The 21609-nt window shown below is 55.0% G+C and carries 14 protein-coding genes and 1 tRNA gene; 5 read left to right on the plus strand and 10 right to left on the minus strand.

From position 1 onward, the window contains the following. Nucleotides 1–30: 30 nt before the first annotated feature. The 3 genes from VN12_RS25330 to VN12_RS25340 all read right to left on the minus strand — a co-directional run bounded on the left by VN12_RS25330 (nt 31) and on the right by VN12_RS25340 (nt 1358). Nucleotides 31–267: a hypothetical protein gene (locus tag VN12_RS25330; RefSeq protein ID WP_146679683.1), complete on the minus strand. Its 237-nt coding sequence runs from the start codon at nt 265–267 to the stop codon at nt 31–33. Nucleotides 268–736: 469 nt separating this feature from the next. After that, on the minus strand, nt 737–1156 hold the full coding sequence (locus VN12_RS25335; protein WP_146679684.1) for a hypothetical protein: 420 nt from the start codon (nt 1154–1156) through the stop codon (nt 737–739). A gap of 128 nt (nt 1157–1284) precedes the next feature. Beyond that, a tRNA-Met gene (locus tag VN12_RS25340) sits at nt 1285–1358 on the minus strand. 333 nt (nt 1359–1691) lie between these two features. Here VN12_RS25340 and VN12_RS25345 point away from each other — a divergent pair. Next, a complete protein-coding gene (locus tag VN12_RS25345; protein WP_146679685.1) occupies nt 1692–2621 on the plus strand; it encodes a proline racemase family protein in 930 nt (309 codons plus the stop codon). 80 nt (nt 2622–2701) lie between these two features. On the opposite strand, the gene VN12_RS25350 is transcribed toward VN12_RS25345, so the two are convergent. From VN12_RS25350 to motA, 4 genes are all read right to left on the minus strand, one after another. Beyond that, nucleotides 2702–3658 (minus strand): SHD1 domain-containing protein, encoded by a 957-nt coding sequence (locus VN12_RS25350; protein ID WP_146679686.1) that lies wholly within the window; start codon nt 3656–3658, stop codon nt 2702–2704. A 55-nt stretch (nt 3659–3713) separates the two neighbouring features. Continuing rightward, complete coding sequence (locus VN12_RS25355; protein WP_146679687.1) at nt 3714–6926, minus strand: DUF1553 domain-containing protein; 3213 nt, start codon at nt 6924–6926, stop codon at nt 3714–3716. A gap of 116 nt (nt 6927–7042) precedes the next feature. Further along, the gene (locus VN12_RS25360) at nt 7043–7810 is read right to left on the minus strand and encodes a flagellar motor protein MotB (protein ID WP_146679688.1); all 768 of its coding nucleotides are present in this window, start codon (nt 7808–7810) and stop codon (nt 7043–7045) included. A gap of 2 nt (nt 7811–7812) precedes the next feature. Then, nucleotides 7813–8679, minus strand: coding sequence for a flagellar motor stator protein MotA (gene motA / locus VN12_RS25365; protein ID WP_146679689.1), 867 nt, complete (start codon nt 8677–8679; stop codon nt 7813–7815). 95 nt (nt 8680–8774) lie between these two features. On the opposite strand from motA, the gene VN12_RS25370 reads away from it, so the two are divergent. Further along, a complete protein-coding gene (locus tag VN12_RS25370; RefSeq protein WP_146679690.1) occupies nt 8775–9398 on the plus strand; it encodes a peptide chain release factor family protein in 624 nt (207 codons plus the stop codon). 73 nt (nt 9399–9471) lie between these two features. On the opposite strand, the gene VN12_RS25375 is transcribed toward VN12_RS25370, so the two are convergent. Beyond that, nucleotides 9472–12798 carry a DEAD/DEAH box helicase gene (locus tag VN12_RS25375; RefSeq protein ID WP_146679691.1) on the minus strand — a complete coding sequence of 1109 codons (3327 nt, stop codon included), beginning with the start codon at nt 12796–12798 and terminating at the stop codon, nt 9472–9474. 207 nt (nt 12799–13005) lie between these two features. Here VN12_RS25375 and VN12_RS25380 point away from each other — a divergent pair, with 207 nt between their 5' ends. Further along, nucleotides 13006–13728 carry an NUDIX hydrolase gene (locus tag VN12_RS25380; protein WP_146679692.1) on the plus strand — a complete coding sequence of 241 codons (723 nt, stop codon included), beginning with the start codon at nt 13006–13008 and terminating at the stop codon, nt 13726–13728. A gap of 385 nt (nt 13729–14113) precedes the next feature. Further along, nucleotides 14114–15481, plus strand: a complete 1368-nt coding sequence (locus tag VN12_RS25385) for a hypothetical protein (RefSeq protein WP_146679693.1) — start codon at nt 14114–14116, stop codon at nt 15479–15481. A gap of 68 nt (nt 15482–15549) precedes the next feature. Here the strand turns inward: VN12_RS25385 and VN12_RS25390 are convergent, their stop codons facing one another. Further along, nucleotides 15550–18153 carry a secretin N-terminal domain-containing protein gene (locus VN12_RS25390; protein WP_146679694.1) on the minus strand — a complete coding sequence of 868 codons (2604 nt, stop codon included), beginning with the start codon at nt 18151–18153 and terminating at the stop codon, nt 15550–15552. Between the two features lie 456 nt (nt 18154–18609). Then, nucleotides 18610–19521 carry a sugar phosphate isomerase/epimerase family protein gene (locus VN12_RS25395; protein ID WP_146679695.1) on the minus strand — a complete coding sequence of 304 codons (912 nt, stop codon included), beginning with the start codon at nt 19519–19521 and terminating at the stop codon, nt 18610–18612. Between the two features lie 213 nt (nt 19522–19734). On the opposite strand from VN12_RS25395, the gene VN12_RS25400 reads away from it, so the two are divergent. Then, nucleotides 19735–21399 (plus strand): PQQ-binding-like beta-propeller repeat protein, encoded by a 1665-nt coding sequence (locus VN12_RS25400; RefSeq protein ID WP_146679696.1) that lies wholly within the window; start codon nt 19735–19737, stop codon nt 21397–21399. The last annotated feature ends 210 nt before the right edge of the window (nt 21400–21609 follow it).

The raw sequence follows: 21609 nt of genomic DNA on the forward strand, positions 1-21609 counted from the left end.
GGAAGAAAGACACGCCACCAGAGTGGGGCGCTACGCTCGGAACAAACCGCCAGCGACAATAGCGACTAAGAAAAAAGCAAACAACAAGACGCCGATGCCAACCAGTACTAGCTTGTCTTCGGAACCTAGTTCGTACCAACGGTTTGGAAGGTCTTGGCTAGTCCGAGAATCGATGAATGACTCGTTGATACGAGATCGATCCATTTTGCGAGCAGAGTCAACTGCTTCGTCTTCGGCTGAGCAGGATTGCTCAAAGAGATTCCTCATCTGTCACTCCATAGCCACAGCTTTAAGCGGCTGGTCGCTGTTCCGTTTCCATTTGTTAGGTGCGAGATCAACTCGCTCACCCTAAAAGGCCGGAAGCATGTTGCGTTTGTGACAGACGAACGAAAAGTTTTTTTGCCGAACCAGTGCTGGTATCTCGCGCGATCTAGTAGATTCTCTTACCTAACTAAGAAGAAAAACATCTAGCGATAATGTTCCGCCCACGCGGGCAGACCCCCTCTATCCCCCAATACCGGGATGAGTGGCCCGCGTGATGGTCTAGCGACAACGTCCAAGCCCTTTCGCGCGCAGTTCGCATTATCTTTTTTTACGTCGCGATGCTTGCCGTCCCCACGACGGACTTTCTGGCCCGTCGATCGGCGAGGAAAGAATCTCACCAGACAGCGACAACAGATCGTCTACTAGAGATAGGCCGGAAAGAGGCAATTCTGTTACCAAGATTTCGGAGAAATTAAGCGGACTTTTTTGCCTTGCCGTTTTGAACAATCATCTTGGGAGGCATTTGGTGGTACCGCCCGTTGACACAGACAATCGCGTGCGCGTGGAGCGAGCCCTCGGAGTCGTTACGGATTTCAACGATGAAGTCGTCGAACTCAAGAGCGAGGAAGTCGCGATATTGCATGACGAGCTTTTGGTTGGTCCGATTTAGGGTCTGCTTCTCCTTCTTGATCACGTTCGGTCCACCCATCTCAGCTCGGACGAGGGACTTGCGGTAGTAGAACAAGTGCCCACCTCTCCAGCGGAACGGGTACCGACCTGCATATCCGTTTCGAAGGACACTTGCGCGAGTATTCCCGATGATTTCAGCAGCTTGAGACAAAGATACCCAGTCTGAAAAACTGTTTAACCATTCGTCGTCTTGGGAGACCATGTGTTACCTCTTGTTGCCACTCGGAGGTGCAAAAAAAGGACATACGCTTGATTTTCTAAATTTTCCGATTAGGGTGAACGGATCGCGTTTACCCTGTGGAATTCATAGAGTTTCAAGGATGTCTTCAGTAGCGATGAGTGGACTCGAACCACCGACACACGGCTTATGAAGCCGTTGCTCTAACCGACTGAGCTACATCGCCAAATTGTTTCCCACCCCACATTTTCTACCACTTGCTAGCTCGCTCGAGGAGGGGCTGCAAAGGGTCTTTTCAACGGAGGAAGGCAACGCATTCGAGGGGGAGTCCGTTGCCCGGAGGACCCCTCGACCGCTGTGCCCAGAAATGTAACGGCTACCCTGCCAGTTGCCAAGGGCGTCGATTCGCTACTCGAAAAAAGTTCCTGTTTCCAATTCTGACTTGCTGCAAAATGGGTATCATCCGTTTCGCCTGTATGGCCCGCCCATCCCTCGCAAACCGGGGCCTGCGCGCTGGGCTCTGTAAAACTATCTTCCCCCCGAACAAGGTCGATTGTTGATGTCCAACCTAGGATTCCGTGTCGTCGATTCTCATACCGCAGGTGAACCGACGCGAACGATCGTCGATTGCGACTTGAACCTCCCAGCATCGACCATGGACGAGCGTTTGGCCATCCTCCGCTCCGATTTCGACCACTTTCGCCGCGCGATCGTTCGTGAACCTCGCGGTTCCGAAGTGATGGTGGGAGCCCACCTCCTCCCTCCTATCCACCCGGACCATACCGCCGCGGTCGTTTTCTTTAACAATGTCGGCTACCTCGGCATGTGCGGGCATGGAATGATCGGTGTCATCGAGACCTTGCGATTTCTCGGCCGGATCCAGCCGGGAATCCAGACGATTGAAACGGTCGCGGGGATCGTCAAGGCGGAACTACTCCCAGACCACTCGGTTCGCATCCAAAATGTACCCAGCTACCGAATCGCGAAAGATGCCCCCATCGCGACCCAATCCTTTGGGACAATTCCCTGCGATATCGCCTACGGAGGGAACTGGTTTTGTTTGGCGAAACCCGATGCGATGAAGAATCTGGATGCGCCCATTCCCGAACTGTTGAGTCTTTCTCAAGAACTCATGGTCGCTTGCCGCGAACAATACCCGGACGTCGATCACGTCGAGCTTGTGGGACCGCCTCGCCATCCGACCTCGAACGCTCGTAACTTTGTTCTTTGCCCCGGCGCGATGTACGATCGGTCTCCGTGCGGGACCGGGACGAGCGCTAAATTGGCGTGCCTCGCTGCCGACGGCGAACTGCTCGTCGGTCAGCGCTGGATCCAGGAAGGAGTTCTCGGCACTCGCTTCGAAGGTACCTTTCAATGGTACGACAGCGAATGCGGAAAAATTATCCCCACGGTCCGAGGGAGGGCCTTCGTGAACGGGGATCTCCAGGTCGTCGTGGATCCGGAAGATCCGTTTGCTTGGGGGATGTAAAAGTTGTCTTTGTCACCAACATGCAAAGCTGCCGGTCCTGGGGCCGTGGGAGAAACGTGTGCCTTTCGCCGGCGTGGGAATTAGTAACCGGATATTTTGCGGACCGGGCCCAAAACAAAGCCGGGGTTTCTTTGCAGTGCGATCGCGGACGCGTCGGCGCTATTGCGGGCGGGGACGACCACGGAGATTGGGTAGCCAAACATTCCATTGGGAGGATAGAGGTATACTTCCCACATGTCAGTTACCCCTGCGGCCACGGTATTCATGAGCAATTGTAACCTAGCAATCTGCATCATCTCTTGCTGTTGTTGCTGCATCGCCATCGCCTGCGACTGAAGATAGAGATCGTTTTGTCGCTCCGATTCGGCCGCTTGCTCCTGGGCTCGATCTTGCTGACGTTCCGATTTCCACTGCTCGTAGGACGAATTCAATAGTTTGGATGCGCTCGGCGACAAGAAGAACAATGGCAATGCATATTCGTCCCCGTTTGGAAACTCGACCATAACCCCTTCGCAATGGAAAGTTCGCACGTTCGACTTTTGGGCCGCGACCCACCGATCGAATGCGATGTGATCTGTGAACTTGGTCTTCTCAAAGTGCGCGACAATCGAAGGGATCATCTTTTGATACACTTCGGGCAAGTTATTGATCGGGCGATCGTTTACATACAATCGCCCCCTGCGGCGTTGCAAGGAGACGTCCTTCTCGACAAATCGGACCAGCCTGCCATAGACCTTCATGCCGTTGGCCAGCTCCCAAACTTGCTTCTGCCCTTCCGCTGCAAGCTGATCGGTGACTTCTTGGGACTTCAGGTATTCGAGGTCCTCTTTCGACAAGTTTTCGAGCGGAACCGCGAGCAGCTCGTGCTCCTTTCGCTTTTGATCCAATTTGATCACGACTTCATGATCGTCGGCAGCGAGCAGCGTTCCCTGAATCTTGACCATTCCCGTCGAGTCTTTCCATTCGCGGGCACTGCACCAAGGAGCGCCGACCAATGCGGCGGTCATGACCATAAAACGGGAAAGGGAGTGAAACATCGTGGCCTCGTGTGCAATGCAAAAATGGATAGGAAAAGGAATACAACAAACTATTCTATCGTTTCACGACACATGCATCATGATTCAATAGGGCTTGGCATAGGATAGTTGCCGCGGCAAGGTCGTTTCGATCCATTCCGTCGGGAATGGGCACACGACCGATTTTCAAGAATGCCTCAGCGGCGCCGGCATTCGCGAGAAAGTAGCTCCGTTGCTCGTCGATCATCCTTTGCCCGATAGCAACCTCTGGCTCGGTCGGAGGACGTGAGAGAGTTCTGCGAAATGCTCGATCTACCCAGATGGGAGCTTGGCTAGGTTCCTCTTTGAGGATCGCAATCGCCATGGCGCGGGCCGCTTCGACATACTGGACACCGTTGAGGAGTACCAGCGATTGCAGCGGGGAATCGGTCCGCTCTCGTTTGGCGACGCAAACAGCCCGGCGTGGTGCATCGAATGCGATCATCGCGGGAGGCGGTCCCGTGCGTCTCCACTGCGTATATAGACTGCGTCGATGTACACCGCTCCCTTCACTAGCCGGGGCCGGCTTGAAGGATTCGCTCATTTCATACGGCACCACGGGAGGACCTCCCACGGTCAAATCGAGAAGTCCTGAAGCCGCTAACACTTGGTCGCGAATCATCTCCGCAGGCAATCGGAATCGAGGGCCACGAGCCAACCATTCGTTGTCCGGATCCTCCGCCATCTGTTCCTCGGTCGATACACTCCTTTGCTGATAGGTCTGGCTGAGTACGATCGCTTTTACAAGATCCTTCATGTTCCAACCCGAGTTCACGAATCGGACCGCGAGTGCATCGAGAACTTCGGGATGCAAGGGGCGAGATCCTTGGCTACCAAAATCTTCCGACGTTTTCACAAGACCAGACCCGAAGAAACTTTGCCATACGCGATTGACGAGAACGCGCGCGGTAAGAGGATTGTCCCGGGATACCGTCCAACGGGCCAAGCCCAATCGATTCAAGGGAGAATCGATTGGAAACGCGTGGAGCGCGGAGGGTGTCCCCGCCGTGATTTCTTCTCCCTGCCGATTGTACTCACCGCGCACCAGCACATAGGCGGGTTTGGGCTTCGGCAACTCCTTCATAACCATGATCTCTCCCACGCTATCTTGCTTTGCAAATTGATTCTTGCGAGCGTCCCTCAATCGGTCGTTCGTCGACTTCAGGGGCGACGAGTGCGTGGTGGCGTAATGCGTCAGCGCGGCGTGGTCCATGCCTGGCTCGAAAGATTTGGAATCGGAATCATGCACGCTGGGAGGGAAGAGAAACCCCACTTCGAAGGCTGTTAGCTCGTGCGAGAAAACTTCGAATTGGTCGATCCTGCCACCTCGCAAGCCTCGGTCGCGGAACCGTTCCCCCAAGTCGATTGAATCGTATCCACCGCCGGTGATATTCTTTGTTAGAGAATCCTTGATCACGTCCGACTCGCATCGAACTCCATCGACGTAGATGGCGAGTCCCCGTGCTTGGCTACTACCGTCGTACGTGACAACCACGTGGGTCCATGCCGAAGTTCGCAATGGCGTCTTGCTCCGGACCGAAATGGCATTTCCCGGCCAAAAGTGAATGAGGCTCCATTTCAGTTTGCCATCCTCGATGAGCAATTCGTATCCGCGGCTCGCAGCATCGGTCCACGCTCTCGAGCGGTGGAAAACGACGTTTCGATCCCGATGATCGGGGACGAATAGCCAGAGTGAAACGCTGAACGGCTCGTGACGTTGAAAATTCCCAATGCTGGTTTTGACCGGATCGTCACCGGTGAATTCAATCGCATTTCCAAATCGTCCCGGAACCGTTCGGTTTTCACCCTCGACCGATGCTGTCGCGCCATCCGGTAGGAGGCTTGCCGTCTTGCGATCCTTCACCTCATCCATGCTCAATGCCAGTGAGGGAGGTCGGACTCCAGCCGCTAGGCGGAAGCTCTGAATCGTGTCCCAATTCAGCTCTTTCCTCTCGTTGGCAATCATCGAGGATTTATAAAGGGCATCTTTGCATTTTGACAGCCAATCGCGATAGGGCTCCTGGGCTGCTAAACCCACAAGTTCCTCTGCAAGGAGTTCCTTTGCATCGGATTCCAGTTTCCGAACGTTTTCCTCCTCTTGGGACAACTGCTGCTGTTGTTCGGAAGTAATTAAACCAAGCGTCGGGGTAGGAGGGGAATCGGTGAAGTAAGAGTAGAGTCCGGCTTCATCGATGTTCTGGAACATGGAAAAGAGTTGGTAGTACTCTTTTTGGGAGATCGGATCGAATTTGTGATCGTGGCAACGTGCGCATTCGAAGGTAAGGCCTAGGAATGCGGTCGCATAGGTTTGGACGCGATCGCAAACATACTCGACGCGATATTCTTCTTCGACACTTCCCCCTTCGCTCTCTTGCTGATGAAGCCGATTGAAGGCGGTCGCCAGGATCTGATCGGATGTGGGATTGGGCAAGAGATCACCGGCGATCTGCTCCACAATAAACTGGTCGAAGGGCTTGTTGTCGCGGAATGAACGCACGACCCAATCCCGCCATTGCCAAACCGCCCGTTCCCGGTCGACTTGAAATCCGTAGCTGTCCGCATAGCGTGAGATGTCGAGCCAATCGACCGCCATCCGTTCTGCGTATTGGGGTGTCGCTAGCAGGCGATCCACAAAATCGCTCCAGTGCTCCGGTGCATCATGCTGTTCCATATGCACAAGTTGTTCTTCGCTGGGAGGCAATCCAGTAAGGTCCAAAGCGATTCGTCGGGCCAGCGTGCGCGCGTCCGCGCGCGGTTGCATGCTCCATGCACGGCTTTTGAGTTTGGCCGCTACGAATGGGTCGATCGGATTCTGCTGGGCCGCTTGGGCAAGGGACTCGTAGGGAAGAGGCAAAAACGACCAATGCTTTTCGTACTCAGCCCCTTCTTCGATCCACTGTTTCAGTTTGGAAATGTCGGACTCGGAGAGACGTCCGAGCTTCGAATGTGGGGGAGGCATTTGGGAGTCGGGATCTGTGGAGAGGATTCGTTTAATGATCTCGCTTCGATCGGCGTGATTGGGAACGATGGCTCCGGACGCGGTCGCTTCGTCGCGCAGGTCCAGACGCAAGTCGGCTTCTCGTTTTGCGGCATCCGGTCCGTGACAGAAAAAGCATTTGTCGGAGAGAATCGGGCGAATATCGTCGTTGAAACGGAGTTGCCCGAGTGCTGTCGAGATGGGGCACACAGACGCGAGAGCGCACAATCCAACGAAGATGGAGAGCACGCGGAGTCGGCAAAGAGATGGCATTGGAGTGGAGTACCTGAGGTGGGACAACGTGGAACCCTCTATGGTACTCGATCGAGCGTGCCCTTACCAAACGCGAGTTTGATAAGGGGGTAATGTGCGGATTTCTATTTGACCTGTTAGTGGCCCCCAGAGGGCTTCACTTCCGCGGCAGCGCGCGCTTTTTCTTCTTCGTCCAGTCGAATTGCTTCCGTGTCCAAGTTGCGGTTGGAGATGAGTCGTTCTGTCTGGGAGGAAGGTGCTTCGAAAATCTCGGAGAGGACGAAGACTTCGACGCGAGAGTCGAGTTCGGGGTCTACTTCGTCCCCTTTGAATCGGGGTTCGGAGTGGCCCGCAGCGCTGACTCGGATGCGGCGAGGGTCGATTCCTTCGTCGATCAAGAATTGGGAGACGATCATTGCGCGGCGGAACGAAATGGTCCAAGCGTCTAGGGCCGATTGGGCTGGGTTTCCGCCATTGTTGGCCGCATGGCCGCGCACGTCGATCCGGTGTTGTTTCCCTTCGAGTTCGGGCAACAATTGAACCAATTCCTTCTTGCCGTCTTCAGATAGTTCGATGGAATTGAGTTCAAATCGAATGATTTTGCCGACATTCGAACGTTCTCCTTCATCGCTCATTTCGCGATGCTTGGCCTCCTCCTCGGTCTTTTTGGAACCTCGCGACTTGACCGTTCGGCGACTTCCATTACCGACCGCGGAAGAGTTGACAAGCGACTTGGCATCGCTGCCGGTCATTCGTTTGCCGCTGGGGTTTCGAAAGTGTTCCGCGACCGCTTCCTTCACATCGGAGCTCTGCGATGTCAACCACATCACCATGAAGAAGGCCATCATCGCGGTTACGAAGTCCGCGTAGGCGACTTTCCATGCACCACCACCTTTACCCGCCATGATTAGGAGCCTCCCGAGTCAACAGCTTTGAAGAGCGCTTCCATTTCCTCAGGGGATGGCCTCAGATCTTGACTGAGTCCGCGGCGACCTGTTTCGATTGCCATCTTAGGCTGCATACCATTGAAGAACCCTTGCAAGACGCATGCGATGGTTTTGAAGTACGCGCCTTCCTCGTGACCGATCAGCTCCATCTTTCCCGCGAGTGGTGCGAAGAAGCCATAGGAGGCGAGAATACCCAAAAACGTACCGACGAGTGCCGCACCGACTTTGTGACCGATTTCAGCAGGAGGGCCATCGATGTGTCCCATCGTGATAACGATACCGAGAACAGCGGCGACGATTCCGAAGCCCGGGAGACCGTCCGCGGTTTTCGAGAGGACGCCGATAGGAAGGTGATGTTCTTCTTCCATCGCTTTCAGTTCGATATCCATCAGGTTACCGACATCCTCAGGGCGGACCGATCCGTCGATTACCGGTCCGAATGCTCCCTTGATAAAGTCGGTTGCATGGTGATCGGCAGCCAGTTTGGGATATTTGGCAAATACAGCGCTCTTATGAGGGTCTGCGATATGGCCTTCGAGGGCGAGCAACCCATCGCGCCGAGCGATTCGAAACAGTTCGTAGAGCGCTGAGAAGGTTTCCTCGTAAGATCGTTTACTGTACGGCGACCCCTTCAACGCTTGGAGGATCCCCTTCACAAGCCCTTTGAGGACGGCGGGAGAGGACATCACGATCAGAGCGCCCATCGACGCTCCACCGATGGTCAACACTTCGGAGGGGTGGATCAATGCTTCGATATGTCCACCGGCCCACATAAAGCCGCCGAGAACACATCCGCAAACGACTAGACATCCAACGATGACAACCATGACTTCTCCGATGCGAGGCCGACTTGGTTGGAGAACACCCCCTACCATCGAGCCTTGGGGATATAGCTCTCAATACTCCTAGGAGCAAGCGATAGGTGGTGGAAAGAGGAATCGCGTGGGCAGAGATTGACGGATTGCACGGTCGTATCGATGATGCGGTTTTCGTGGACTTTCCTTTCATCTTTCCCCGGTACGTCGAGCCGGTACCAACGAGGCCCCGCGTGCACCCGGTATTCCAAACTGAGGCCGTCTTGCTCGAGCAGTGCAAACTGACGCATCTGCGTGCGTCCGGACCTGGCGGGCAGAATCGAAACAAAGTGGAAACGGCTGTGGAATGGATCCATTTGCCCTCCGGCTGCCGTGGAAAAGCATCCGAACGTCGCAGTCAAAAAGAAAATCGCGACGTGGCGGTGCACCGGCTCCGCGAGCAGCTCGCGGTACATGTGCGCTCCGAGCCGACCGAAGCAGGAAGGCTCGTAACCAATCGTTACACCGATGGATTGGGGCGAATCAACATCTCGGAAGGGAACTGGGAATGGCCGATGATTCTTGCGGAGCTGCTAAACCGCTTGGCCTATCATCAGTGGGAGATACCTCCTGCGGCCGTGGAGTTGAGCACGACGACCTCTCAGGTTATCAAGCTCCTGCGCAAGTCCCGTCCGGCGCTCGAATGGGTCAATTCGCAGCGCCAAGCCCTTGGTCGATCGGCACTGCGTTGAGCCGATCTAAGAAAATGCCACTCTTTCAAAAATCAGTCTATCGAGGATCAACCATCTGACGCGAGGCGGCTGATTAGACGGTTTCCACCTGACTGAGTCGGATCAATGAGACGAGTTCGTCGGTCGACATACGACCCGCGCGATCCGCACCATCGAGTACACCGCTAATCAGTTCTCGTTTGTCGGCATGGAGTGCGAGAATCTGCTGTTCGATGGTATCCTTGGCGACGAGTCGGTAGACCGTCACGGCGCGTTGTTGTCCGATGCGGTGGGCTCGGTCGGTCGCTTGATCTTCCACGGCTGGGTTCCACCATGGATCCATGTGGATCACGTAGTCGGCGGCGGTCAAGTTGAGACCGGTTCCACCTGCTTTGAGGGAGATCAAGAAGAGGTCCCCTTCACCTGCTTGGAAGCGATCGACGGCTTCTTGGCGTTTTGCGGCTGGAGTCGAACCGTCGAGGTATTGGTAGGTAACGCCTGTTTTGTCCAACGCTTCGCGGAGCAGGGACAGGTGCTGTACGAATTGGCTAAAGACCAATGCGCGGTGTTCCCCTTCGCGAAGTTCTTCGACGATCTCCATGAAGAGATCGAGTTTGGCAGACGATTCCGTCCAGCGCTTGTCGACCAGGGCGGGGTGGCAAGAGAGCTGTCGCAATCGCGTCAACCACGCGAGAACGCGAATGCGCATTTGGGAGTCGCTGTCTTCTCCTTCGGGTTGCGTGAGTTCATTGATCGCGGCCAATCGTGCGGAGTCGTATTTCTTTCGTTCTTCGGTGGAAAGCTCGGCGTATCGAACGACTTCTGTTCGTTCCGGCAACTCCGACAAAACTTCCTTTTTGGTACGTCGCAAGATGAAGGGGCGAACCACGCGACCGAGAGCTTGCAAGCGATCGCGATTTCCCTGGCGTTCGATCGGCTCTGCGAAGTTCTTTCGGAAGCGATCCCACGACCCTAGCAATCCAGGGCTCACGGTCCGCATCAGGCTCCACAATTCGCCCAGATGATTTTCGAGCGGGGTACCGGAAAGCGCGATTCTCCAGTCCGCATCGAGCTGTCGAACCGCTTGTGCCGTTTTCGTTTGAAAGTTTTTGATGAATTGGGCTTCGTCCAGCACGAGGGTGTACCAAGATCGGGCGGTGAATCGGTCGACGTCTCGTTGGAGCAACTGGTAGCTGGTGATGATCAAATCCCCAGGTCCAGCGCTATCGATCAAAGTTTGACGATCATGTTCCCGGTATAGTTTTGGCTTGAGCGAAGGAGCAAATCGCTCCGCTTCGCGTTGCCAGTTCGAGCCGACGCTCGTGGGAGCGATGATCAACGCCGCCCCTTTGTTCGACCGATCGAGCAACACACCCAGCGTTTGAACGGTCTTTCCGAGACCCATGTCGTCCGCCAAGCATCCGCCGATTCCCCAGTGTGCTAGACGAGCAAGCCAGCTGTAGCCTGACTTCTGATACTCGCGCAAATCGGCCATCAAGTTCTCTGGAACTTTAGGTTGCAGCGTCTTTGCGGTACGAAGGCGGTCCAACGCATCGCGCCACGACGAATCCGCTTCGTAGGTGATATCCGTACCGAGGGCTTCCTCGATGACCGCAGTCGCGGCTCGGGATACGCGAATTTGTCCGGATTCGGTGCTCGAAACATCTTGGATGCTGTTTAGCCGTTGTCGGAGCTGCTCCGATATCATGGCGAATTGCCCATCCCCCAATGGCACGAATCGCCGACCGCCGCGGAGTGCTGCGAGGAGTTCCGCGAGGGGAATTTCAAGGCCTTCTAGTTGCGCGACGCCTTCGACTCCGAACCAGTCTCGCTGGCTCGTCAGTCGAACTTGAAGTCGCTGCGGCGTGATCTCGCCGATGATTCGCATCGGTTGACTCTTAGGCCAGCAGACCGTCGGTGCGTCTTCTCCAAGCTGCTGGATGCGTTGGATCAAGTCCAATGCTTCGTCCGGAGTTTCGGCAATCCAGGTGTAGGGGCTTTCATAGGAGAGCCGACCTAGCTCGAGCACCCCTGCGACTTCATCGGCTCGCATCGCTTCCTCTTCCAACGCGCGCAGCAATTGGAATCGTCCGGCTGCAGTCGCGACTCGCAATCGATCCGGCTCCATGCCGGGGACCGGCGCTTCGCGAACCAAGTCGCAAGCCACGCGGAGGGAGACCATCAAGCTTTCTTTTGCAAATGGCGAAAGATGCAGCTCGATGTTCGGTTCAAGCGGTTGTTCGGGACCGGCCAATCGTTCGGGCAGATTGATCTGGACTTGAAGGGGATTCGCCGCAGCGGCGACCAGATCTGCAAATCGCTCTGCCGTCTCTTGATCGAAAACCGCTTCGCGTCGCTCCGCCATCTGCAAATCGTCGATCAGACGCTTCATCTTTTGGTCCAGCGTGCTGACCAAGATGCAGCGTTGATCTCGATCCAAACGAAACATTACCGATTCATTGTTATTGATGCTTCCGATCGAGCAATTGGCAGCATCTTGCGTCGAAACAATCTGATAGTCCCCTTGGAAGACGCTGGGTCGATACGTTTCGGATTCTTCTTCGACGCGAACCTCGAGAGGGCATTCTCGGATTCGGATAGGAGTTTGGTTTTCATCGTCGAGCGTTACGTTGGGATGATCGTAAAGCAGCTTAAAGCACTCGCGAATCATACGTGGGGTTTGGCCACGGTAGGACTCCTCGGCGGCTTGAAGAAGTAGGACCAGCGTTCGGTCCGAGGCGTGGCTCAGGGTCGTTTCGTCGACGGTGTCGAGGGATTCGCGAACCAGTCGCCCTTTGTTCCAGCCTCCTCGCTTTCGCATTGTTTGCAAGTATGGATTGATCCGAACGGAATGCTGAGTGAACGCGACTCTCCATTGGATGCGCGTCAATCTTTCCCGCTCCTGTGGTTCCTCTTCGCTCGGTTCCAGCTCGGGGACTTTCAAGTAGTCGAGCGACTCAACGAACTTTTTGCCGGCATGCCGCCCATCGGTGATGCAGCTCTCCATCCATTGCATCGCATCATCGGTCGATTTTTGACTCAAGTTGCGGCGTAGATAGTGCAAGCAGAAGATCTGGTGAACACAGGGTTTGATCTCTTCGGTGCACGAGCACTGGGCGCTGAGTTGACGGACAACGCGCACGCTGGGATCGTCGACCGATGCGCTCAGGTGGCGAGTATCGAGATCAAACAGGATGCTGGTGTTGTACTGACCGCGAACGGGCGAGACACCTTGCAGCTCGAAATCCCACTGGAGCGTCGACTCTGCACGCTTGAGACGAGGAATATCGTTGGAGGAGTAATATCGGGCCATCAGCAGTTGCTGAGGGCGGATCTTTCTCTCGAGCTGCGCAATCGCTTGGAGTATATGGACAATCAATCCGGTCGCCTTGGGAGGGTCCAGTTGTGCCAAGTTCGTCATTCGATGTCGTTCCGTCCGTATAAGTGAGCTCTGAGCAAGTCCAGTAGTTTGCCCGATGCAGGCTTGGTTTGACAAGGCGAAATTCCGGTTCTAACCAGCATCCCTAGGAGTTCCACCGAATTCCCATTTTCAGCATCGCACCCTGGATCAAATTGGCTTAAAATACTGGGTTCGAAAATTCTTGATCGATAGCTTTGAACAGACTTCATGATGATGCTCGCTGGAACATTGCCTGAGGATTTGCGTCGGTTTCTCGGCGAGCCGCCTAGTGCAGAACCTTCTTGGCGTGTGTTCGCGACGCGAGTTTTGGACGAATTCGATCCCTATCGAATGCTGGCGCCGCAGTATGCTTATGGCAGACATCGTGGACCACCTCCTCGCTTGGCGCACCCCGCTGCCGTGATGCTCACGCTTTATCCGAACGGTAACGGAGGATGGTCGATCCCGCTGACACTTCGACCGCCGCAGATGCTCGACCATGCCGGACAAGTCTCTTTGCCAGGTGGAAGATCCGAAAAGGGTGAGAGCGTTTGGCAAACGGCCTGCCGCGAATATGGCGAAGAATTGGGTTGCACAACTTCTTTCCTACAACCTGTAGGGCAATTGAAGTCTCTATACGTCTATGCCAGCCGCCATGTGGTGACACCGGTCTTAAGCGTTTGCCAAGAGCCAACCCCATTTCTGCCCAATGCGGACGAAGTTGCGGAGTTGCTATTTCTGCCCCTTGAGCAACTCTTGCTGCATGATGCTATCAAAGTGGGGGTGATGAAGCGTGGGAACGCCACGTTCAATGCTCCCGGGTTCTGGGTGGGCCAACATTTTGTTTGGGGTGCGACCGCGATGATTCTGGGGGAATTTCGATTCGCCCTACTGCAAATGCAATCGCAACCTTCCAGTCGCACGCGACATTCGGGCAACATGCGTTCTTAAACGGGGAGATGCGAGACAATGCGTCTATGCACATCTCATCTTCTCGCCGGTCCTTCGATTCATCCACCGAGTGAAAAGGCTTCCATAACCTTCAGGCGACACCTCCGAGCGATCGTATCCTGACGCATTACGCCCCTAGAATCGTCTCGTTTGCAAGGCGGATTCGTTTGCCGTCGCAAGGCATGTCATTCGTTGACGTGGACGTTGGGGAGCTATCTGTGTTGCACGAAGCTTCGGTGCGGCCCGTTCGAACCAGTCTTCCATCCAGATAATCGGTGGCGAAACCCAATCCTTCCCGGGTGCACCTCCGGTGCGTGAATGAGTTATGATGAGAGGGTCTGTGCGACCGTTCCAACGCAACCTTTTTCGCCCAGGAGTTGCGACGATGGATAACCATCCACGCCCGTCGACCCACCGCCACGCAGCATGCCTCAATTCAGCGACCGTTCCTTCCTTTCGCGCTGACCAAGCTCCCGAGCCGATGCGCCACATGCTGGCGCAGTTCACCGGGCATGCCACAATCTACGGAAGGGAGGCACCTTGGTCGGAGCCAACTTTAGGAATTTGCTCTTCGCATTCGAAGCGCTTTGGTTTCGCGGATTCGAGATGGCAGCAACCTGCGTGGGTCGCTGTTCAATTCGCGAAGCAGCATGGTTACCGTGTGTTGATCCCGGGCGATGCACCTTACGCCCCGTCGATCGTCCATGTGTGTAAACGATTAGGAACCTCTTTCTCACTACTCTTGGCCCCAGAATCGGAAGTGAGTTTACCGAAGCGAATCTTGGAAGTGGCGTCGACCCAAGAGGAAAACTTTTTGGTTCACGAAGAGAACGTCGACGCGATCGATCCCCAACTACGCGCTATCCCGCTTCAGGATCGCAGTCTGATTGGACTTTCGAATCTGCTATTCGTGGTGCAAGTGTCCAAAGGGGGAAAAATAGAACAGCTCTTATCGAAGCGATTGGAGCTGCGCGAGGTGCCCTCCTCTACGATCAAGGTGGCATGGACCTCCTCCAACGATAGTCGATGGATCCAGCGAGGGGCTGTGGGCTGGTTTGGAGCTTGGAGTTCCCAAAGTTCACCGAATGTTGCGGGCATCGAGACTTCATGGTCGACTTGCCTGAGGTTTCCTCAGGTGACGTATCAGCCCATTGCGCGTGCCACAGAATTCATGCGGCCAACCAGCGATCGGTATTTAGTCCATTGCACAAGAGCGAGGCAGGGACCTTGGCCCGATCAATCGTGGGAACAATATTGCGACGAATTGCTGTTGGAACCGCAGCGTGCGGACGCAACGCCATTGCAGGCACTGTTGCGCATCCTTTCGACTGGCAAGCTGATTGCGACGCGGCCACGTAAACCAGGCGGTGTCGCTTCGGTCTCGTTTTCTCAACAGAACTTGAAAGATCTGCTTAGGGCTCGTAAGTATCAACGCCATCTAGGGCGTTGGGACTGGGAACCCTACGGCCTGCTCCTTTCGCTGGATCGACTCCAGGAGAACGGGGCTATCCCAGTGCAGTACGTAGACAAAAAACGCGCGCATCAAACTCCATCGAGCGAATGGCCGATGGTCCAATTCGTCGACGACACGGGTGGGGGGCAGGACTGGCGGTTCGAACGCGAATGGCGCGTGTTTGACGATGTAAGGCTATCTCGCTACTGGCGTACTCCGGGGTTTGTTTTTGTCCCGTCGTTTCCAGAAGCCAGATTGGTTCAGCACGTTTCGCCTTGGCCCGTGCTCGTCGTTGGATGACGGCATCGAAGGAATCCGGGGATGCCAGCCGCTCCAGTAACGGCTGCGTTCGTGATACGTTTCGAAAGCTAACGCCCACCCCGGAGCAATCGTCGGAGATTATCCGAGGCCTTGTTGGCACTGTTGTCTGATGAGAAAGGAAGGTCCGCTGCATTGAGGATGGCGATGGCATTCCCATCGGTCGGGGTATCCATCGACTCCACGAGCTTGAGAACTTCTTCGAGCAGATATTTGGGAGCCGAGATAATCATCAGGTTGGCTTGCTCGTCGACGCTGATAGCCAAAAGTCCTTGGTACTCGGGGCTCGACGTGGTCGCCGCAATATTTCGGTTGAAGCTAGAGTTTCGATAGGACATGTTCGACAGAGATCGCTCACTGAAACGGAGCAAGTCCTCGTATACCCCTTCCAGAGCTTTGGCCACCACGCTGGCTTTGCGGTGTTGGAATCGGTAGGTAACTCGTTCGCGAACCAGCTTCTCGTCTTCCGGATTGGGTTGATCGAGGATCTCGATCGATTCCTTGATCGTCTTCCATTGCTTTTCGTTTGCGTTCTGAATGATCAAACGATTGGTTCGCGTGTCGACATCGATGATCACTTGGGGGGCCGATGCCAATTTGGAAGAAACATTGCTTGTGGAGTATTGCAGCATTGTTCCCAGTTGCCGGCGCACCGCAAAGGCCTGCGAATGCTTGAGAGCGATGGCGCGGAATTCCGTTCCTTCTTTGAGGAGCTGGTCGATCAATCGCTTGGCGGTTTCCGCAGCGATAGGATCCTTGGATAGAACAACCAAATCACCACTTCCATTGCGCATCAAACGAACGGGAGGGTGTTCCTTTTCTGGGACACGAGCGGCATCCGTTGCATTTGAAGCGGTGATGGCTGCGACGAAGCGCGAATCACTTTTCTTCTCAATAGAGGATTCGTCCGATGCGGACTGAGTCGTATCGGCACGCTTTTCGGAAGGGGCTGATTGGCTGTCCTCCTTGGCATCCACCGGTAGATCGAGGAGCAGTGGGCTATCGCTGATTTCGGCCCAAATGCGTTTCAGTTTTTCGGTAATCTCCGAAGTATCTTGGCCACGCATATCGATGACGTGGAGTTTGGAATCAAGCTTTTGGTCGGAGAAAGTTTCGCCGAGTCTCGCGAGGAACTCTCGGACTTCGGTTAACTCACCAGGGGTTGCCCATAGGAGCAGCCGATTGTTCTGTGGATCGGGTTCGATTTGAAACTTGCCATCGCTGGGCAAGCCTGGTGCAGAGGAGGGGCGATCGGGGGATTTCAGGATCAACTGGACCGCTTTCGCCGCGTAGGTAGGATCCACGTTAGCCAGGGTCAGGACGGTGGCGGTCCGCTTTTCGGAGCGGAAAGACTCGATCAGCTGTGCAACGGTTAATTGATCTTCGGGCGAAGCGAAAACGATGATGCGATTGTAAGCGGCTTCATGTTGGATTCGCGTGTCTTTTCCGACCGTGCCACGCTCTTGCAGGGATGCGACCAATTTTGTGACCGCATCGGGTTCGAAGCCAGCGACATCGTATACCTTCACGCGGCTGATCGTTTCCCAAGCTGTTTCCTTTTCCGCGAGAGGCTTGTCCATCGCTTCGACGGCTTGCCGAACGATTTCGATTTTGTTGGGAGGCGCGTTGACGAGAAGGCTGTTTTCCTTTTCGTTCACAACGACATAGATCGTGACCTTCTTGCTGTCTTGAATGAGTTCGCGAGCCTCGCGCCCCAATTGCTTCATCGCTTCGGCTTTGAAACGGGTTTGCTCGACATCCAACTGGGTTGGCGTCTGATTCGAAGCCGAATCGGGGGGTAGGCCGAGCAGTTGGCGAACTTTGGGCGCAACATCCTCGACACGGCGATGGGTCAATCGAAACTCGGCAACTCGTTCCTTTCGGGAATCATCTTCTTCCGCATCAATTAGGAGGCGGTGAAACTCGCGTAGATTGACGACTGCATCGACGACCTCGAGCCGATTGGCACTGGCCATCGGAGAGACCTTGCCATACGGGCTCAGAAGTGGTTTGAGTTCATTGGCCGCCTCTTCTGCAATCATCCAATCCAAAGGAAAGGAGACGCGAGCGATGGAATGCTTAGGAAGGGTTGCGAGTTCTTCAGGTTCCACACGAGGAACGAGCGTGATATCGAGATCTTTCAAGCTCACCAATCGCAGGACATTTTCACGCTTGAGCAGGACAAAGCCTCTCGCGAGGAGCTGCATATTGAAGAGGTCTTCGACAGCATCGAGGGTAAGCTCCTGGGTGCTCGAAAGGCTCAGTTTGTCGGTTGGCAGTTCTTTCCAATCCAGATTGAGCGCGAGCTTGGCCGCGAGCCAACTGAGCGCTACTTGCCAATCTTGGTCGCGAAACTGCAGAAGAACCTTCTCTCCGGGTGCAGCCGGTTCGATGATCTCCGGTGGTTCGTAGACGGGTGGAACCACTACAGGAGCAGGTACCGCGTCGCTCGATTGGCCGGCCGTGTCGGACTGCTGGGCTGCTTCAACGGACTGCTGAGTGGCAACTGGGGCAGTCGTGGCTGGCGCGGTGGCGGCTGGGGCGGGCGCCGTGGCGGCTTGAGTAGTGGTGCCGGCGGAGTCCTGTGCAGTCAAACCGCTAGCGAAGGAGGTCGAACACGATATCGCGAGCAAGTAAGCAAAAGGCTTCTTCATGATAGTTCCAGCAGGCTGAACCGCTGCAATCCCATGGTCGGCCCCCGATCACTCAGAGGGACAAGAGGGATGGAATTCAACTCGCGACGATGGACTGCATCTTCGAGAGCAAACGCACGAGGCTTTTGGAGCACAACAGGAATCGTTGCGACTGCAAGGCGTCGAGCAAGGCAGCAGGGGTTAGGTGGGGAATTGGGAAGGTGGGAGGGGGTGAGGCTTTCAGCGATTTTCCGATGCCGCCCGGTTCCGAACCGAGCAGCTGAAAAAAATTCAATCACTGTACAAGTCTAGCTGCTAGCCCCTCGGGAAGCAACCGAAACTCGTCCCGGTTCGAAAATCGCCCTTGTGCGGGACGAAACGATTGGACGAATCCCTTTGGACTCGGTCACTGTGCGCCGTGGTCAAGGACCAAAGTGTGGCCTGGACGGGGCGGGTCCGGTGGGAATGGGGAATCGATTACACGATATCCATGCACTTTTCGAGAAGCTTTTTCGTCGCGATGATTCCATCATCGGGACTTAGTTTGGAGCCTTCGTATTCGATGCCAACCCAGCCGTGGTACTTCGCGTCCAAAACGATTTTCATCATCTTGCGGAAGTCGATCTTCGTTTCATTTCCGTTTTCGTCGAAGTCATAGCTCTTTGCGCTGACGGCTTTGGCGAGCGGCATCAGGTCGGTGACCCCTTGGTAGCGATCGTATTCATAGAAGTTGCCGAAGTCGGGCAAGGTCCCGCAGTTGGCCATTTCGGTCATGCGAATGGTTTCGGAGAGCCATTTGCCGTTCGAGCTCAATCCCCCGTGATTTTCGACAATCACGTTGATTCCCATCGGCTTGGCGTACTCCGACAATCGCCGCAGGCCGTCTGCAGCGAGCTTTTTGCCTTCTTCGTATTCTGCGTTGGTTTGGGCGTTCACTCGGATCGAGTGGCAACCGAGGAATTTGGCGGCTTCTACCCACTTGTAATGGTTCTCTACGGCGGTGGTGCGTTTGGCTGCGTCCTTATCTCCCAAAGCGCCTTCGCCGTCGATCATGATCAAGACGCTTGTTACCCCGAAATCTGCAGCGCGTTTTTTCATCTCGCTGAGATAGGCTTCGTCCTTCGCTTTGTCCTTGAAGAACTGATTGACGTACTCGACCCCTTCGATGCCAAACTTTTCCTTCGAGATTTTGGCGAAGTCCAAATTGTCGATTTGTTTCGCGAACAATGGCTTGTGAAGCGACCATTGGGCCAGCGAGATTTTGAACGGGGCAGCCTTCGCTTGTTGGGCGAATAGGGAACTGGTCGAAGCGACTGCGGTAGCCGCGGCTGTCATCGCCAAAAAGTGTCGACGGGAGGAGGGGCTCGAGTGCAAGTTTGTTTTTGCCATGGATATCTGGGGGGTGAGGGAGGAGTCGGAGGAGGCGATCGCCAGCGGAACGCCGACCGAAATTGTATTTGGTACGTGGAGTGGTCGCAATCGACAAGTTGGGGGAAACCTGTCCAACCTTGTAGTCAATCGGCTATAATGGCGGGCATAGATCCAACCACATGCGGGCAAATTCCGCATCCCCCCACCCTTCCCCTGCGTAGGTGACTCCGAATGCGACAACGATTGTTTCGAAGACTTCCATGGTTCAGTTTCTTTGGCGGCTCGATGCTCGCTGCCAGCTTGACCAGCCATTCGACTCTCTCGGCCGCTGATTACGACCCGACCGCCGTCGCGAAGGCCTTCATCTCGAAGCTCAAAGTTGGGCCTAAGGATTGGCCTCAGTGGGGTGGGTCTCCCGAACGAAACAATGTTCCGGATAGCGGCCCGCTCCCGACTTCTTTTGATGTCGAGACGAAAGAGAACATCCTTTGGTCCATGCCCCTCGGTTCTGAAACCTATGGGAATCCCGTCGTCGCCAATGGAAAGGTTTACATCGGCACCAACAATGGGAACGGGTACATCAAACGCTACCCGGCCACGGTCGATTTGGGCTGCCTCATCTGTTTCGACGAGAAAGACGGAAAGTTTCTTTGGCAGCACAGCAGCGAAAAGCTGCCGACCGGTCGCGTCCATGACTGGCCGAACCAAGGAATTTGCTGCGCTCCCATGATCGATGGCGATCGACTCTGGTACGTGACGAGCCGGGGCGAAGTCGTTTGTCTCGACACCGATGGATTCCTAGATGGTGAAAACGATGGGCCCTTCAACAAAGAGCCTAACGAAAACAAAGACGAAGCGGATGTGGTCTGGCGTTTGGACATGATGTCTCAGCTAAACGTTTCCCAGCACAACATGTGCAGCTGCTCGGTGACCGCCGTTGGCAACAAACTTTTTGTCAACACCTCCAACGGGGTCGATGACTCGCACTTGACCGTTCCCGAGGAAAAGGCTCCGAGCTTCATTTGCATCGATAAGAGCACAGGCGAAGTTCTTTGGACCGATAACACTCCCGGTGGAAACATCCTCCACGGACAATGGTCCTCCCCAACCTACGGCGTGTTCAATGGTCAGGAACAAGTCGTCTTTGGCGGAGGAGATGGCTGGATGTACAGCTTTGATCCCGCTGGGGATAACGGCAAATCGAAGATGCTATGGAAGTTCGACTGCAATCCTAAGGATTCCGTCTATCGATTGAACGGTGCGACCCGAAACCACATCATCGCAACCCCTGTCGTTTATGACGGCTTGATTTACGTCGCCGTCGGTGAAGACCCCGAGCACGGTGAAGGGAATGGCCACCTTTGGGCAATCGACCCGAACAAGCGTGGAGATGTCAGCCCAACGTTGGTCTACAACTCCTCGAATCCGAATGTCGTGATCCCTCACAAGCGAAAGCAAGCGCTCGATGCGGCGGCTGGCGATCTCGAGCGAGATAATCCAAACTCTGCTGCGGTTTGGCATTACGTAGGCAGCAATCCGAAAGAGTTTGAGACGACCATGCACCGAACATGCGGAACCGTGGCGATCAAGAATGATATCCTCGTGATTGCTGACTTCAGCGGTTTGGTTCATTGCTTGGATAGCAAAACAGGAGAGCCCCATTGGACCTATGACATGCTTGCGGCATCTTGGGCATCCCCGCTGATCGCTGACAATAAGATTTTCATCGGCGACGAGGATGGAGACATCACCATTTTCGAATTGTCGAAAGAACAAAAGCAGATCGCTGAAATCAACTTAGGATCCGCCTTGTATACGACTCCTGTAGCGGCGAATGACAAGATTTTCGTCGCGAATCGAAACCGCATTTTTGCGATCGGTGAAAAGAAAGAGTAGTAGCGACGCGGCGGTTCGAATGCTCGATTAGAGCTATTCTCCCACGACAGTTGTTAGGCTGAGACGCCTCCGGTGATTCGGAGGCGTTTTTCGTTGGCCCATCGAAGCTGCTATCACGGGCGCGTCCGTTGAAGGCAATGCGAATGAGGTGGGACTGCGATTGAAGCAAGGGCTGCAAGAGGGGATCGTTTCAGAAGGCCCTAGAATGAG

This window comes from Pirellula sp. SH-Sr6A (assembly GCF_001610875.1).
In the GTDB taxonomy this organism is placed as follows: domain Bacteria; phylum Planctomycetota; class Planctomycetia; order Pirellulales; family Pirellulaceae; genus JBKCUI01.